The 15,088-nt window shown below is 71.8% G+C and carries 12 protein-coding genes and 1 rRNA gene; 10 read left to right on the top strand and 3 right to left on the bottom strand.

Going from position 1 to position 15,088, the window contains the following annotated elements; translation table 11 throughout:
• Positions 1-34 precede the first annotated feature (34 nt).
• A complete protein-coding gene (locus tag AB0G74_RS14755) occupies positions 35-808 on the bottom strand; it encodes a phosphatase PAP2 family protein (protein ID WP_361145286.1) in 774 nt (257 codons plus the stop codon).
• Positions 809-1,448: 640 nt separating this feature from the next.
• Complete coding sequence (locus AB0G74_RS14760; protein WP_361145333.1) at positions 1,449-2,462, bottom strand: bifunctional lytic transglycosylase/C40 family peptidase; 1,014 nt, start codon at positions 2,460-2,462, stop codon at positions 1,449-1,451.
• A 665-nt stretch (positions 2,463-3,127) separates the two neighbouring features.
• Here AB0G74_RS14760 and AB0G74_RS14765 point away from each other — a divergent pair.
• The 10 genes from AB0G74_RS14765 (at position 3,128) to AB0G74_RS14810 (ending at position 14,941) form a co-directional block, all read left to right on the top strand.
• The gene (locus AB0G74_RS14765) at positions 3,128-3,436 is read left to right on the top strand and encodes a hypothetical protein (protein WP_358823248.1); all 309 of its coding nucleotides are present in this window, start codon (positions 3,128-3,130) and stop codon (positions 3,434-3,436) included.
• Positions 3,437-3,880: 444 nt separating this feature from the next.
• Positions 3,881-4,735 carry a hypothetical protein gene (locus AB0G74_RS14770; RefSeq protein WP_361145289.1) on the top strand — a complete coding sequence of 285 codons (855 nt, stop codon included), beginning with the start codon at positions 3,881-3,883 and terminating at the stop codon, positions 4,733-4,735.
• Positions 4,725-6,080: a hypothetical protein gene (locus AB0G74_RS14775; protein WP_361145292.1), complete on the top strand. Its 1,356-nt coding sequence runs from the start codon at positions 4,725-4,727 to the stop codon at positions 6,078-6,080. The genes AB0G74_RS14770 and AB0G74_RS14775 overlap by 11 nt, the downstream gene beginning before the upstream one ends.
• Positions 6,077-7,630, top strand: a complete 1,554-nt coding sequence (locus AB0G74_RS14780) for an SCO6880 family protein (protein WP_361145295.1) — start codon at positions 6,077-6,079, stop codon at positions 7,628-7,630. The genes AB0G74_RS14775 and AB0G74_RS14780 overlap by 4 nt, the downstream gene beginning before the upstream one ends.
• 9 nt (positions 7,631-7,639) lie before the next feature.
• Positions 7,640-9,076 carry an ATP-binding protein gene (locus tag AB0G74_RS14785; protein ID WP_361145299.1) on the top strand — a complete coding sequence of 479 codons (1,437 nt, stop codon included), beginning with the start codon at positions 7,640-7,642 and terminating at the stop codon, positions 9,074-9,076.
• A 94-nt stretch (positions 9,077-9,170) separates the two neighbouring features.
• A complete protein-coding gene (locus AB0G74_RS14790) occupies positions 9,171-10,763 on the top strand; it encodes a type VI secretion protein (RefSeq protein ID WP_361145337.1) in 1,593 nt (530 codons plus the stop codon).
• Between the two features lie 342 nt (positions 10,764-11,105).
• Positions 11,106-12,122 (top strand): ATP-binding cassette domain-containing protein, encoded by a 1,017-nt coding sequence (locus AB0G74_RS14795; protein ID WP_361145302.1) that lies wholly within the window; start codon positions 11,106-11,108, stop codon positions 12,120-12,122.
• Positions 12,119-12,895, top strand: a complete 777-nt coding sequence (locus AB0G74_RS14800; protein WP_361145305.1) for an ABC transporter permease subunit — start codon at positions 12,119-12,121, stop codon at positions 12,893-12,895. The genes AB0G74_RS14795 and AB0G74_RS14800 overlap by 4 nt, the downstream gene beginning before the upstream one ends.
• A gap of 25 nt (positions 12,896-12,920) precedes the next feature.
• Positions 12,921-14,270, top strand: a complete 1,350-nt coding sequence (locus tag AB0G74_RS14805) for a sensor histidine kinase (RefSeq protein ID WP_361145306.1) — start codon at positions 12,921-12,923, stop codon at positions 14,268-14,270.
• On the top strand, positions 14,267-14,941 hold the full coding sequence (locus AB0G74_RS14810; RefSeq protein WP_361145309.1) for a response regulator transcription factor: 675 nt from the start codon (positions 14,267-14,269) through the stop codon (positions 14,939-14,941). The genes AB0G74_RS14805 and AB0G74_RS14810 overlap by 4 nt, the downstream gene beginning before the upstream one ends.
• A gap of 59 nt (positions 14,942-15,000) precedes the next feature.
• Here AB0G74_RS14810 and rrf read toward each other — a convergent pair.
• Positions 15,001-15,088: ribosomal RNA gene (gene rrf, locus AB0G74_RS14815) — 5S ribosomal RNA — on the bottom strand; the annotation flags it as partial.

Consider the following 15,088-nt stretch of genomic DNA (forward strand, 5'->3'; position numbering starts at 1 on the left):
CCGCGCGGGGCGGGGCGGGGGCGTCAGGGGCCGGTCAGGCCGCGAGGCCCTTCTCGCCCGCGCCGTCGCCCCGGGGCTCCGGGATGCCCAGCGGCTCGGCCCGGCCCGGGCCCGCGTTCTTGGAGCGCACCATCCAGACGCCCTTCGACGATCCGGCGATCGCCCTGGTGACCGGGGTGAGCAGCAACTGGGCGAGGGGCGCGAGCAGCAGGGTGACCGCCGTACCGAGGGCGAAGCCGCCGATGACGTCGGTGGGGTAGTGCACGCCCATGTAGATCCGGAGGAAGCCCTCCGCGAAGGCGAGGCCGAGGGCCGCCCAGCCGAGCTTGCGGTGGGCGAGGAAGATTCCGACGGCGATCGCCATCGCCATCGTCGAGTGGTCACTGACGAACGAGAAGTCCGTCTTGCCCTCGACCAGGACTTCGAGCGACTTGTCATGGACGAACGGACGCGGCCGTTCCACGAAGCCGCGGATCGGGATGTTGATCACCAGCGCGACGGCCGCCGACAGGGGCGCCCACATCAGCGCCGTGAACCCGTTGACGGAGTCCTCCATCGTCCCGGGCCGGCTCCGCGCGGACCACCAGGCCCAGAGGCCCACCACGACGAGGCCGAGCATGATGCCGTACTCGCCGATGAAGCCCATGATCCGGTCGAGCCACGGCGGTGCCGCCTTCGCCAGACCGTTGATGTCGTGGAGCAGGCCGACGTCGAGGCCCGCGGACCCTCCCGACTCCGCCAGGGAGACCGTCCCCGCCGAACCCGCCTCCGACTCCGCCGGGGATACCCCTGTGGCGAGTCCAGCCATCTCCTGCTGCCCCTTGCCTTCCATACGGCCCTTTAAGGCCCTCGATTGCCCTGTCGTCGACGGTGGCGCGCCCTCGCACGGCGCCCGCCGTCAGCACCCCCGTGCTGTGTGGTCCCGTGACCGGCCGTACGGCCCGTCGGACCGGCCCGCCCGTGGGGCGGCCCGGGAAGCTCCCGTACGGCCGCTCACCGCCCGGCCGCCCGGAACACACCGGCCGCCCGGACTGCCCGGACCACCATGATCTCTGCGTTCTCCATGAGCTTTGTGATCTCCGCCCGTTCGAGAACCGACGCCCACGGGCCCGGTGCCGGTTCCGGCGGGCGCCGCGGCCGCTCCGTCCAGGGAACGGCCCGTCGAAGGTGTACGTTCCAACCTCCACCGAACGATCACCATGACGTTATCGAAGAGATACCCGTCATCCCAGTTCAGCGGGGCGCCCCCGGGGCCCGGCCGGACCCCGCCGGACACCTTTCGGCCAGCGGCGGGCAGGACCCGCCCCGGCTTCGGACCCCGCCCCGCCACCGGGTGCCGCCGCCCCGCCGGACGCTCCGCCGGGGCGGGCCGGCAGCGGGCCGGTGGTGAACCCGGCGCGCAGCGGAGCGGCGGACCCGGCGCTGAGCGTCGGCGTCCGGTCCGCCCGTCAGGCGGACGGCGGATGCGTCGGCAGCGATTTCGCGCCATCCTCGGTGACTCTGGTCGCGCCGAAGTAATCCGGGGTGTCGATCTTGTCGAACCGGATCACGGCACCCGGTCTGGGGGCATTGATCATGTACCCGCCTCCGACGTAGATCCCCACGTGCCGGATGGCCCGTGAGTTGGTGAGATCGTCCGAGAAGAAGACCAGATCCCCGGGGAGCAGCTCGTCCCTGGGGGGATGCGGACCGGCGTTGTACTGGTCGTTCGCCACCCGGGGCAGTTCGATGCGTACGGTGCGGTACGCGGCCTGGGTCAGCCCCGAACAGTCGAACCGGCCGCCGTGCTCCGGTGTCCCGTTGCCGCCCCAGAGGTACTTCTTGCCGAGCTGCTGCTGGGCGAAGTTGATCGCCCCGGCGGCCTGCCGGGAGGGGTCCACCCGCCCGACGGGCCGGGCGAAGCTCTTCTCCAGGGTGCGGATGATCCGGACGTAGTTCTGGGTCTCCTTGTACGGCGGGACGCCGCCGTACCGGATGACCGCGTAGGCACCCGCGTTGTAGGCGGCGAGCATATTGTTCGTCGGATCCCCGGGGACCTTCTTCACATATCCGGCGATCTTGCAGTCGTAGGTCGCGGCGGACGGGATCGCGTCCGCCGGATCCCAGACGTCCCGGTCGCCGTCGCCGTCGCCGTCGATGCCGTGCGCCGCCCAGGTGCCGGGGATGAACTGGGCGATGCCCTGCGCCGCCGCGTGGCTCTGGGCCCGGGGATTCCACCCGGACTCCTGGTAGAGCTGGGCGGCGAGCAGCGCCGGGTTGATCGCCGGACAGAGATTGCCCCAGCGCTGGACGAGTGACTGATAGCGAGCGGGTACGGCCCCCTTGGCCAGGGCCACCGCCCCGCCGGAACCACCCACTCCGGTGGTCCCCGCGGCAAGTGAGTACGTACCGACGACGAGCAATGCGAGAAAGGCCAGACACCCCCCGACGGAGACGCCCGCGACCAGCCACGCCTTACGCACCGTCAACCGCCTTCCACGCGACCGGAGTCCACGAGCGCCAGTGTAGGCGGGTGACACACGGTTCAGGAGGTGGACGGAGGCGCGCGCCATCGCACAGCGGTTCGCGCCCCTGCGCCCGCCGGGTCCCGGCCCGGCCACCGTCCGCCCGGGTCGCCCGCGCGGACGGGCCTTCTCCCTCCCTGCGCTCCCCGTGCGCCCTGTTCCGGCCGTGTGACGGGGGTGACCATGGCGGCACGCCGGGCGGACGCGCCGGGCGAACCGCCCGCCCCGGCCTCCGCACCCGACCTTCGCCCCGACCCTCCGTCAGCACCCCTCAGGCACACCCCAGGCACCCCACCGGGACTCCGTCGTCACACCACGACCGCACCCGCGAACGCACCCGCGGCCCGTCCGAAACGTGAGGAGCGCCCCAAAGGTGGATCAACGACAGTCATTGCCCGGAGTCACGCTCCGTGATACATAGAGTGACGGTACGGGCTCCACTCGATGATCGCGAACCCCTTCGCCGCAGGTCAGAGGGGCAATGATCGGTCATACGTGCGGAGATCGGGTAAAGAGACCCGCCAAGTCGGCATACTCGGGCGGTTTCATCAGCGAAGATAGAGCGATGGCCCATGCCGAGGGGCACGGGCGGCGAACAACCCGACATGGGCGGTGAGTTACAGATGATCCTGGCAGCTGAAAAGGGCGACATCAACACCATCATCGGCGGCATCGCGCCGAACTGGGGCCCGTTCGGGAGCCTGGGGAACGAGGCCCGGGTGATGATCGAAGTGGTGATGGCGATCGCCATCCTCATCTGCCTCGGCATCGCGATCTGGGGCGCGGCCAAGCAGCGCATCGGAGCGACGGCGCTCCGGGACACCTTCAGCGCCGAACAGGGCAAGGGCCTGATCGTCGCCGGACTGACCGGCGTCTTCATCATCGGGTCGCTGGGGACGGTCTTCACCATCGTGTACGGGATGGCCGTCTGACCCGACCTCATCCCCGGACCCGACCCGCTTCCCACACCGAAGCGCCCCGCTCCCTATCCTTTGAGTCTCCTATCCGATTTGTCCGCGATACGGCTACAGCTACAGACCCCGAACCCGGCCGGGTACGCGGACCCTCACCCGCGTCTCCCAGCTCCCAGCCCGTAACCCAGCCGACCCGAGAGTCCGGACCACCCTCAGAGGTTGCGACCCCCCGATGTCCTCGACGCCCCCGATTCCCCCGACGACCTCGCACCCCGCGACGTCCCCGAACCCTCTGACGGAGGGTCACCGCCCGGCCGCGCCGCACGGCGCCGGACGGCGCGGCGCCGTACCCGTCGCGGGACGTACGGCGGAGACACGGGCCGCGGAGCGCGCGGGACGGGACGGCACCGGGGGGCGCCAGCCCCGTCACAGGCCCCGGGGGACCCGGGGGAAGGCCGCGCGATGAACCCGCCCGACGACCACGGCTACCGCTCCGGCGGCGCCCCCGACGACCCGTACGGCGGCACCGGCCAGACCCGCACCCGGCTGCCCGGCGCCCTCGACGACGACCTCCACGGCCCCGCCCGCCGCCCGGTCCGGCCCTCCCGCTCCCTGATCACCGTCGTCGGAGTCGTGGTGCTCCTCATCGCCGCGATCGCCTTCGCCAACCAGGGCGGCGACGACGACCAGAACGCCTCGGGCGGCACCAACGACGGCCGGGCCACCTCCCCGACCGCCCCGACCGGCGTCCGACCCGTCAAGGGCAAGACGGACGGCATCCCCACCGGCTACTCCCGCGACACCCAGGGCGCCCAGAGCGCCGCCGCGAACTACACAGTGGCCCTGGGCTCCGACGGCATGTACGAGAAGGACCGCCGGAACCTGATCGTCGACACGGTCTACGCCCCCGATGTCGCCGACGCCCGGCGGGGCGACCTCGACAAGGCGTACTCCGGCAAGGAACTGCTCTCCGGAATCGGCCTCAACCCCGACGGCACGGTCCCCGACGGCCTCACCTTCGTCACCCGCCACAACCCCATGGGCGCCAAGGTCGAGAGCTTCGGCAAGAACGAGGCCAAGGTCTCCGTCTGGTACTCCGCCCTGTTCGGGCTCGCCGGGGAGAACTCCAGGAACCCGGTCACCGAGAGCTGGTACACCAGCACCCTCCAGCTCCGCTGGGCCGACGGCGACTGGAAGATCGTGAACCACACCCAGAAGGACGGCCCCGTGCCGGTCGGCCGCGACCAGACGGCATCGGGCTCCAAGGAGATGGCGGACGCCGTCCAGCAGTTCGGAGGGTTCACCTATGCCCGCTAACCGCCCCGCAGGCCGGCACGGCGGCACGGCGTTCCGGGCCCTGCCCGCCGCGACCGGGATCACCGCCGCGCTGGCCGCCCTGCAGACCTCGGTCGTCCTGCTGGCGGCCCCCGCCGCGGCCGAGCCGACGCCCACCCCGAGCCCCAGCTCCACCGGCAACCCGGAATGCCGGATGCTCAGCGGCCCCTCCCGGGCCCGCTGCGAGGGCGGCGAAGGCTCCGTCGGCACCACCAACTCCCCCGGCGACGTCGTCGACTCCCCGCTCACCATCCTCGCCCGCGGCTGCGCCGAGGCCGCCGCCTGGACCGTCGACACCCTCGCCAAGGCCGTGAAGTCCACCGCCGAGGTCGACTTCACCAACTCCACCTTCCTCTCCCAGTACGCCGTCGTCTTCGCCGCCGCCACCGTCCTCACCCTGATCATCTGGCTGCTGGCCGTCGCCAAGCGCGCCATCCGCGGCGTACCGCTGCTCACCGCGATCTCCGAGGCCATCGGCTTCCTCTGGCTCACCGTCCTGGCGTCCGCCTTCACCCCGCTGATCCTCTACACCCTGGTCTCGGCGACCGACGGGATCTCCGAGGTCATCGCGGGCGGCACCAAGGACGAGACCGACCAGTTCTTCGGCGCCTTCTCGGAAGCCCTGAAGAAGGGCAACGACATCGGCGGCGGCCCGATCATGCTGATCGTGGTCTCGATGGTGACGATCATCGCCGCCGGAGTGCTCTATCTGGAGCTGTTCATCCGGGCCGTACTGCTCTACGTCGGCGCCCTCCTCGGCGTCGTCGTCTACTCCGGGCTCGTCGACAAGAACATGTGGGGCCACGTCCGCCGCTGGGCCGGAATCATGATCGCGATCATCCTGGTCAAACCGGTGATCCTGATCGTCCTCGGACTCGCCGGAGCCCTCGCGGGCGACGACGGCCCGGACTCCTTCTCCGCCGTCGTCTCCGGCCTCGCGATCGTCATCCTGGCGATCGTCGCCTCCGCGATGATCTACCGCTTCGTCCCCGGCTTCGGCGACGAGATCGTCGCCGCCCGCAACAACCGCGTCCAGGGCGGAGTCGAGAACCGTGCCGCCGCCGTGATCAGCTCCCCCGCCGCCCTGGTCTCCCAGGGCATCAAGACCCACAGCACCCGCTCCGCCTCCGGCGGCGAAGGCGGTGGCGGAGCCGCCGCGGCCCGCCCCGCCAACCCCGTGGGCGGCGGAGTGGCCGCCCATGCGAGCCGCCCCTCCGGCGGTGGTACGGGCGGGGCCGCCGCGCCCCCGCCCCGTAGCGCGGCGCCGAGCACCAACACCCCGCACAGCAACCGCAAGAGCACAGGTACAGGAGGTGGAGGGCGTTGACCACCCACTCCCATCCCATCGCGCCCCGCCGCACGTATCTCATCGGCCGGGCCCGGCCGAACGCGATCATCGGCAAGAACCGCGAGACCGGCGAAATCGCCCTGATCATCGCCGGTGCGTTCCTCGGCATGATGAGCGGACTGCTGGTCCCCTATCTCGTACCCCGGATCGTGCTGCTGGCGGGCTTTCCGATGATCGCGCTCGCCGCCGTCTACCTCCCGTACAAACACCGCACGTTCTACCGCTGGTTCGAGATCAACCGGAGCTTCAAGCGGACCCTTCGCGGCGGCACGCTCTACCGCTCCGCCGCCCAGGAGGCCGGAACCCGGCTCGACGGCCGCGAGATCGAGATCGGCCCGCCGCCCGGCATCGGCCGGATCAGCTGGCTCTCCGCCCCCTTCGGCCCCGACGAGATCGCCGTACTCCTCCACGCCGACCGGCGGACCGTCACCGCCGCCATCGAGATCGAGGGCCCCGGCGTCGGACTGCGGGACAGCGAGGACCAGGAAGCCCTCGTCGACCGCTTCGGCACCCTGCTGAAGCACGTCGCCAACGGCGACGGCTTCGTCACCCGGATCCAGATGCTGGCCCGCACCCTGCCCGCCGACCCCGACGCTCACGCCAAGGACGTCGCCCAGCGCGGCGACGAGCGCGCCCCCGAATGGCTCCGCGACTCCTACGACCAGCTCCAGTCGATGGTCTCCACCTCCAGCGAGCAGCACCGGGCCTATCTCGTCGCCTGTATGCACTACTCCCGCGAACTCGCCGCCGAGGCCCACGCCATGGCCCGGGCCGCCCGCCACAACGGCAAGGGCCGCAAGCTCGACAAGGACGCCGGACTCGCCGTCGTCATGGCCCGCGAGCTGACCGATATCTGCGCCCGGCTCGCCGAGGCCGACATCCGGGTCCGCCAGCCCCTCGGCCAGGGCAGGCTGGCGTCCCTCGTGCACTCCATGTACGACCCCGACCACCCCATCGACCACATCCAGGCCATGACCAAGCGGAACGCCTGGCCCGCCGAGCTGGACGCCGTGGAGCCCACCTATCTCCAGGCCAAGACCCGCGAGTCCGCCACCCGCGCCCCCTGGTGCCACGCCACCGCGTGGGTGAAGGAGTGGCCGATGACCCCCGTCGGCGTCAACTTCCTCGCCCCCCTCCTCGTCCACACCCCGGACGTGATCCGTACCGTCGCCGTCACCATGGATCTCGAACCCACCGAGGTCGCCATCGAGCGGATGCTCACCGAGAAGACCAACGACGAGGCCGACGCCAGCCGCGCCGCCAAGATGAACCGGACCGTCGACCCCCGTGACATCGCCGCCCACGGCCGACTCGACCAGCGGGGTGAAGATCTCGCCTCCGGCGCGGCCGGGGTCAATCTCGTCGGGTACATCACGGTGTCGTCCCGCTCGCCCGAGGCCCTGGCCCGCGACAAGCGGACCATCCGGGCGTCGGCCGGCAAGTCGTATCTGAAGCTGGAATGGTGCGACCGCGAGCACCACCGGGCCTTTGTGAACACGCTGCCGTTCGCGACCGGCATCCGCCGTTAGGGGCCACTTGTGCGAGATCCGCTGTCCGCCGTCACCGAGGCGTTCACCTCCTTCGTCATCGGCAAGGTCGAGACCACCCGGCTGCCGGTCCGTACCTCCACGGGACAGGCACAGGCCGTCTACCTGCCCACCGCGGCGCCCGGCCTCGGCGACTCCGGCGTGATCATCGGGCGGGAGGTCTACAGCGGCAAGGGCTATATCTACGACCCCTTCCAGCTGTACGGGCAGCAGCTCCCCGCACCCCACTGGCTGGTCCTCGGCGAGTCCGGCAACGGCAAGTCGGCGCTGGAGAAGACCTACGTCCTGCGGCAGCTCCGGTTCCGCGACCGCCAGGTCGTCGTCCTCGACGCCCAGGGCGAGGACGGCGTCGGCGAATGGAACCTCGTCGCCGAACAGCTCGGCATCACCCCCATCCGGCTCGACCCGATGACGGCGCTCGACGGCGGGATCCGGCTCAACCCGCTGGACCCGTCGATCACCTCCACCGGCCAGCTCGCCCTGCTGCGCACCATCATCGAGGTGGCGATGGGCCACGGCCTGGACGAACGCTCCGGCTTCGCCCTCAAGGTCGCCCACGCCTATGTCAACGAGACCATCACCGACCGCCAGCCCGTCCTCACCGACATCGTGGAGCAGCTCCGCCACCCCGAGGCCGAGTCCGCCGAGTCGATGAACGTCGACATAGACGACGTACGGGCCTGGGGCCTCGATGTCGCCCTCGTCCTCGACCGGCTCGTCGACGGCGATCTGCGCGGCATGTTCGACGGCCCCACGACCGTCGGGATCGACCTCGACGCCCCGCTGATCGTCTTCGACCTCTCGCACATCGACCGCAACTCCATCGCCATGCCGATCCTGATGGCGATCGTCGGCGTCTGGCTGGAGCACACCTGGATCCGCCCCGACCGGAAGAAGCGCATCTTCCTGGTCGAAGAGGCGTGGCACATCATCAACAGCCCCTTCGTGGCCCAGCTCTTCCAGCGGCTGCTGAAGTTCGGCCGACGGCTCGGACTCTCCTTCGTCGCCGTCGTCCACCATCTCTCCGACGTCGTGGACGGCGCGGCGGCCAAGGAAGCCGCCGCGATCCTCAAAATGGCCTCCACCCGGACGATCTACGCCCAGAAGGCCGACGAGGCCCGCGCCACCGGCCAAGTCCTCGGACTGCCCCGCTGGGCCGTCGAGATCATCCCCACCCTGACCCCCGGTATCGCCGTCTGGGACGTCAACGGCAACGTACAGGTCGTCAAACACCTGGTCACCGAGGCCGAACGCCCCCTCGTGTTCACGGACCGGGCCATGACGGAGTCGTCCCGTCCGCTTCCGGAGGAGATCGAGGCCGCGGAATGGGAGGCGGAGCAGCGGGCGGCGCTGATGGAACGCCAGCGCCGACAGTACGGCGAAGGCACGGCGGACGCTTCGAACGCCTCCGAATCGACGGTCGCCTGACGTGCGGTACGAGCACGACCGCCACCCTCGCCCGGGCCCCGGCAACGGCCGGCGCGCGGGTGGCGGCGGCGTCCCCGACGGTCTGATCGTCGGGGTGATCGGACTCGGCGTCACCGCCCTGTTCCTGGTCTGGTCCGCCACCGGGCTCGCCGGACTGCTCGCCCACGGCTCCTGGCCCACCGGTGTCACCTTCACCAACACTCCTCCCGCACTGCGGTCCCTGATCGGCGCCCCGGGCGAACTGCCCGCGGCCTGGCCCGGCACCCCGCCGGGCGAACTCTCCGGCTACGGCCTCTTCTGGGGCCTCGCCATCGGCCAGTTGATGCTGCTCGCCGTGCTGACGGTCTTCGTGGTCGGCACCCTCGCCCGCTGGAAGGCGGTACGCGCGAACCGGCGGGCGGCCGACGAGCGACGGCCCACCCGGCACGAGCGGTACGACCCGCACGACCGGTACGAGACCGACGAGGCCCACCACGACCCGGACCCCGCGGCGTACGAAGCCCATCGGGAGCCGTACCGCGACCCGTACGGCAAGCGCCCCGGCCCCGCCGTACCCCCACGGAGCCGACCGGAACCGACCCCCGCACCGACCTCCTCCTCCGCACCGGCGGCGCACCCGGATCCCGGACCGTCCCCGTACGCCGGAGCCGCCCCGCCGCCATCGCCTCCGGCCACGGCGACAACGGCCCCTCACCACGACCCGCACCCGGACCAGGACCCCGCGGCCGTCCCGGCGCCCGCGGTCCCGGCCCCCCGGGACGCAACCACCCCCCGGGTCTTCTTCGGCGCTCCCTCGGCCCGCCGTCCCGCCGCCGTCAAGGCGGTCCGGGAGGCCGAGGGCCCCCTGCTCGTCGTTACCTCCGATCCCGCTGTCTGGACCGAGACCAAGGACGCCAGGGCCAAACTCGGCCCCGTCCTCGTCTACGACCCCGGCCATCTCTGCGACGCCCCCGCCCGGCTCCACTGGAACCCGGCCGCGCACTGCGAGGACGCGTCGACCGCCCAGGCCAGGGCCGTCGCCCTGCTGGCACCGGTCCGGCCGCACGCCCGGATCGACGCCGCCATGGCCGATACCGCCGAAACGCTGCTCCGCTGCTGGCTGCACGCCGCCGCCGTGGACGGCCGCCCCTTCAAGCAGGTCCACCGCTGGGCGCAGGGCATCAACACCCAGGAGTCCGTACGGATCCTCCGCACCCACACCAAGGCCACCGCCGGACTCGCCGGACTGCTGGAGGCGGCCCTCACCGCCCACCCCGAACGCCGGGAGATCGCCCAGCAACTGGTCGCCCGCGCGCTGGCGTCGCTCTCCTCCATCCATATCCGTGAGGCGTGCACGCCCAATCGAACCGACGCGCTCACCCTGGAATCATTTATCGCCGAGGGGGGAACCCTCTATCTGGTGGGCGAGGCCATCGAGGACCCCAAGGCCCACCCCGGAGCGATGCCTCTGCTGACGGCACTGGCGTCAGACGTGGTCGAGCACGGCCGCCGCATGGCCGCACGGTCATCCGCCGGCCGGCTCGACCCACCACTCGCCCTCGTCCTCGACGACGCGGCGGCCGTCGCCCCGCTCCCTCAGGTCCCGGCCCTCCTCACCAGCGGCCCCGCTGTCGGCCTGCCGGTATTCGTCCTCCTCCGCTCCCCGGAACAGGCCCGCGCCCGCTGGCAGGACCCCCTGCCCCACTGAGGGCCCCGATAGCCCCACCCGGCACCGCCGTTCCCCGGAGACCGGACCGCCGCGCCCGCGCCCACTCGTCGCCCCTCACGGGCCTGCTCGCGTACTCCATGGCCCGATCTTCCAAGCCACCCCGCCACCGCACCACCCCCTGTGGATAACTCCCCGGCCGCCCGCACATCCCGGAAATCCCGGCCCCGCCGCCCCGCCCGCAGGCCCCGCCCGCAGGCCCCGACTCGGACCCCGACCCCGAGCAGCACCACCGGCCGCGTAGTACCGGGGTGCTACGCCGCCGCCCCGACCACCCACCCCGGTCGGACGATCCGCCGCGCCCCGCCCGACAGCATCGACGACATGATCGAAGCCCACGGACTCACCAAGGTGTACGGCGGCCGCGCCCGCCCCGGAAAACGCCCCGGAAAGCGTCCCGGCGGACGCCCCGAAGACGCCCCCGGCACCCCCCACGGCGGCCGCGGCCCCAAAACCGTCGTCGACGACCTCAGCTTCACCGTCAGGCCCGGCGCCGTCACCGGCTTCCTCGGCCCCAACGGCGCGGGCAAGTCCACCACCATGCGTATGCTCCTCGGCCTCGACACCCCGACCAGCGGCCGTTCCACCATCGGCGGCCGGGCCTACGCAGCCCACGACGCCCCGCTCACCGAAGTCGGCGCCCTCCTCGAAGCCCGCTCGCTCCACCCCGGCCGCACCGCCCGCAACCACCTCACGGCCCTCGCCCACACCCATGGCATCCCCCGCTCCCGGGTCGCCCACGTCCTCGCCGTCACCGGCCTCGCCGAGGTCGCCGACCGCCGGGTCAAGGGCTTCAGCCTCGGCATGGGCCAGCGCCTCGGCATCGCCGCCGCCCTCCTCGGCGACCCGGCGGCCGTCGTCCTCGACGAACCCGCCAACGGCCTCGACCCCGAAGGGGTCCTGTGGATCCGCACCCTCCTGAAGTCCCTGGCCGCCGAGGGCCGTACCGTATTCGTCTCCTCTCACCTGATGAGCGAGATGGCGCTGACCGCCGACCATCTGGTGATCATCGGCCGGGGCCGGCTCCTCGCCGACACCACCGTGGCCGACTTCGTCCGGGCGGCGGGCGCCGCATCCGTCAAGGTCGTCACCCCCGAGGCCACGGCCCTCGCGGAGGCCCTGGCGGGCCCCGGCGTCCAGCTCTCCTCCGACGCGCCGGGCACGCTCACCGTCCGAGGCGCCGACAGCCGCCTGATCGGCCGTACGGCGGCCGCCCTCTCGATCCCGCTGTACGAACTCACCCCCGTCACCGCCTCCCTGGAGCAGGCGTTCATGGACCTCACCCACAGCTCCGTCGAGTACCAGGCCACCACGCCCGCCCCGGAAGGAACCCCCGCATGAGCAGCCCGGCCCACCGGCTCACCACCGCCCGGACGCTGCGCGCCGAATGGCACAAGCTGTGGACGGTCCGCTCGACCTGGATCACCCTGCTGACCGCCGTCGCCTTCACCGTCGGCCTCGGCATCGCCATCGGCGCGACCTACGAGGACGGCGGCGGGGACGCCGACATGGACGTCCTCGTCCTCTCCCTGATCGGCTTTCAGTTCGCCCAGGTCGCGCTCGCCGTCCTCGGCATCCTCGTCACCGCCGGGGAGTACTCGACCGGAATGATCCGCTCCACCATGACGGCCGTCCCCCGCCGGACACCCGTCCTGTGGTCCAAGGCCGCGGTCTTCGGCGCGGTCGTCCTCGCCGTCACCCTGGTCACGACGTTCGCCACGTTCCTCCTCACCCAGATCTTCTACGGCGACACCGACCAGGCCGCGTCCCTCGGTGACCCCGGCATCTCGCGCGGTCTCCTCGGCAGCGCCGCCGGACTGACCCTGCTGGCGCTGATCGCCCTGGGCACGGGCGCCCTCGTCCGCTCGGTCCCCGGCGCCATCGGCGGCTTCGTCACCCTGGTACTGATCGTTCCGCAGACCCTGCTCGCCCTGCCGTACGACACCGTCAGGGACGCCGTCGACTACTTCCCGGCCGAGGCGTTCGCGGCCCTCAACACCGCCGCGCCGCTGGCCGACGGCGCCTCACCCGGCGGCGGGCTGCTCGCCCTGGTCCTGTGGACGGCGGGCATCCTGCTCGCGGCGGCGGCCCGGCTGAAACGGCGTGACGTATGAGCCGGAGCCGTACGAGGATGACCCGGTGACCTCGGAACAGCGGACTTCGGCACGGACCGGCCGGGACCCCGGCGCGAAGCCGTCGCCGCGGGTCCCGGCCCCGGTCGGCCCGGTCCCCGCCGACCCGCCACGGACCGGGCCGCATCCCGTCAGCGACCGGCTCACCCGGGCCGCCCGCCGTGTCCGCGCCGCCGACGTCCGGCGCCCCTGGATCTGGGACGGCGCCCTCACCGGGCTCTGGGTCATGGCCGCCCTGATCGATGTCGGAAGCGGCGGCTGGCAGCGTATTCCCGGCAATGTCGACACTGTCCCGATCTGGCTGGTACTCGCCATGTCGCTCGGTCTCACCCTGCCGTTGATGATCCGCCGCCGTCATCCGCTGCCGGCCCTGCTGCTGATGCTGCCGTTCCTCTTCCTCAACGCGTGGACCGGCGCCCGTCTCCAGGCCGCGCTGCTCCAGATGATCGTCGTCTACGGCATCGCGCTCCGCCTCCCGCTCCGTACCCTCGCCGGGGTCCTCTGCCTGGTCTCCGCGCCCGTGGCGCTGGACGCCACCCGGCACCCCGTCGGCAGCTGGGACCAGACGTTCGTCCCCACGTTCTACTTCTTCGTCCTGGTCGCCCTGCTCGGCTTCGCCGTCCGCTCCCGCCAGGAGTACACCGCGTCCCTCGTCGAGCGCGCCCGCCGGCTGGAAGTCGAACGCGACCAGCAGGTCAGGCTCGCCGCCGCCGCCGAACGCACCCGGATCGCCCGGGAGATGCACGACATCATCGGCCACAACCTCTCCGTCATCACCGGCCTCGCGGACGGCGGCCGGTACGCGGCGGCCAAATCCCCCGAGCGGGCCGCCCAGGCCCTCGGCGCCATCTCCGACACCAGCCGTACGGCGCTGGCCGAACTCCGCCGCCTCCTCGGTGTCCTACGCGACGACTCGCCCGGCACCCCGGCCGGCGACCGCGCCCCGCAGCCCGCCCTCGCCGACCTCGACGACCTGGTCACCGGCGTCCGGGCCGCCGGTCTGCCGGTACGCCTCACCACGGACGGCCCGGCGATCCCCCTGCCCGGGGGACAGCAACTGACGGTCTACCGCGTGGTCCAGGAAGCCCTCACCAACACCCTGAAACACACCCCGCCGGGCACCACGGCATCGGTCGCCCTCGCCCTGACACCACGGGACCTGACGGTGACCGTCACCGATACGGGCCCCGCCGACCCGTCCCCGCCCGCCACCGAGGGCCGGGGCATCACGGGCATGCGGGAACGCGCCGCCCTCTACGACGGCACCCTCGAATCCGGCCCCCTCCCCGGGGGCGGCTGGCAGGTCCGGCTCCGTCTCCCCCTCCCCGCCCCCACCGCCGAGGAAGCCCTCCGATGACGACCGTCCTGATCACCGACGACCAGCCCATGCAGCGCTTCGGCTTCCGGATGCTGCTGGAGAGCCAGGACGACATGACGGTCGTCGGCGAGGCCGCGAACGGCGCGGAGGCGGTACGTCTCACCGCCGAGCTGCACCCCGATGTGGTTCTGATGGACATCCGGATGCCCGGTCTCGACGGCATCGAGGCCACCCGCCGCATCGTCGCCACCGGTGACCGCACCCGGGTCCTGATCCTCACGACCTTCGATCTGGACGAGTACGCGTACGACGCGCTGCGCGCGGGAGCCTCGGGTTTCCTCGTCAAGGACGCCTATCCGGAGGAGTTGCTGGCCGGGATTCGCGCGGTCGCCTCGGGCGATGCCGTGGTGGCCCCCAGTCTGACCCGCCGACTTCTCGACACCTTCGCCCACCGGCTGCCGACGACGGTATCCGCGACGGGGGCGGACCCGGCCGACGACCGGAGAATCACGGGGCTCACGGAACGGGAACGGGAGATCCTGACCGTGGTCGCCCAGGGCTGGACCAATACCGAGATCTCCACCCGGCTCCATCTCGCGGAGTCGACGGTGAAGACCCATGTCTCCCGCATCCTGGCGAAGACGGGCGCCCGCGACCGGGTCCAGGCGGTCATCCTCGCCTATGACACCAAGCTGGTCAGCCCGCAGTAGGCGGGGGAGGTAAAACGCGAAAAGGCCCCGCACAAAGTGCGGGGCCTTTTCTAAAGATTGTTCGGCGGCGTCCTACTCTCCCACAGGGTCCCCCCTGCAGTACCATCGGCGCTGAAAGGCTTAGCTTCCGGGTTCGGAATGTAACCG

It is taken from the genome of Streptomyces sp. NPDC020875, from assembly GCF_040641415.1.
Taxonomy (GTDB): Bacteria; Actinomycetota; Actinomycetes; order Streptomycetales; family Streptomycetaceae; genus Streptomyces.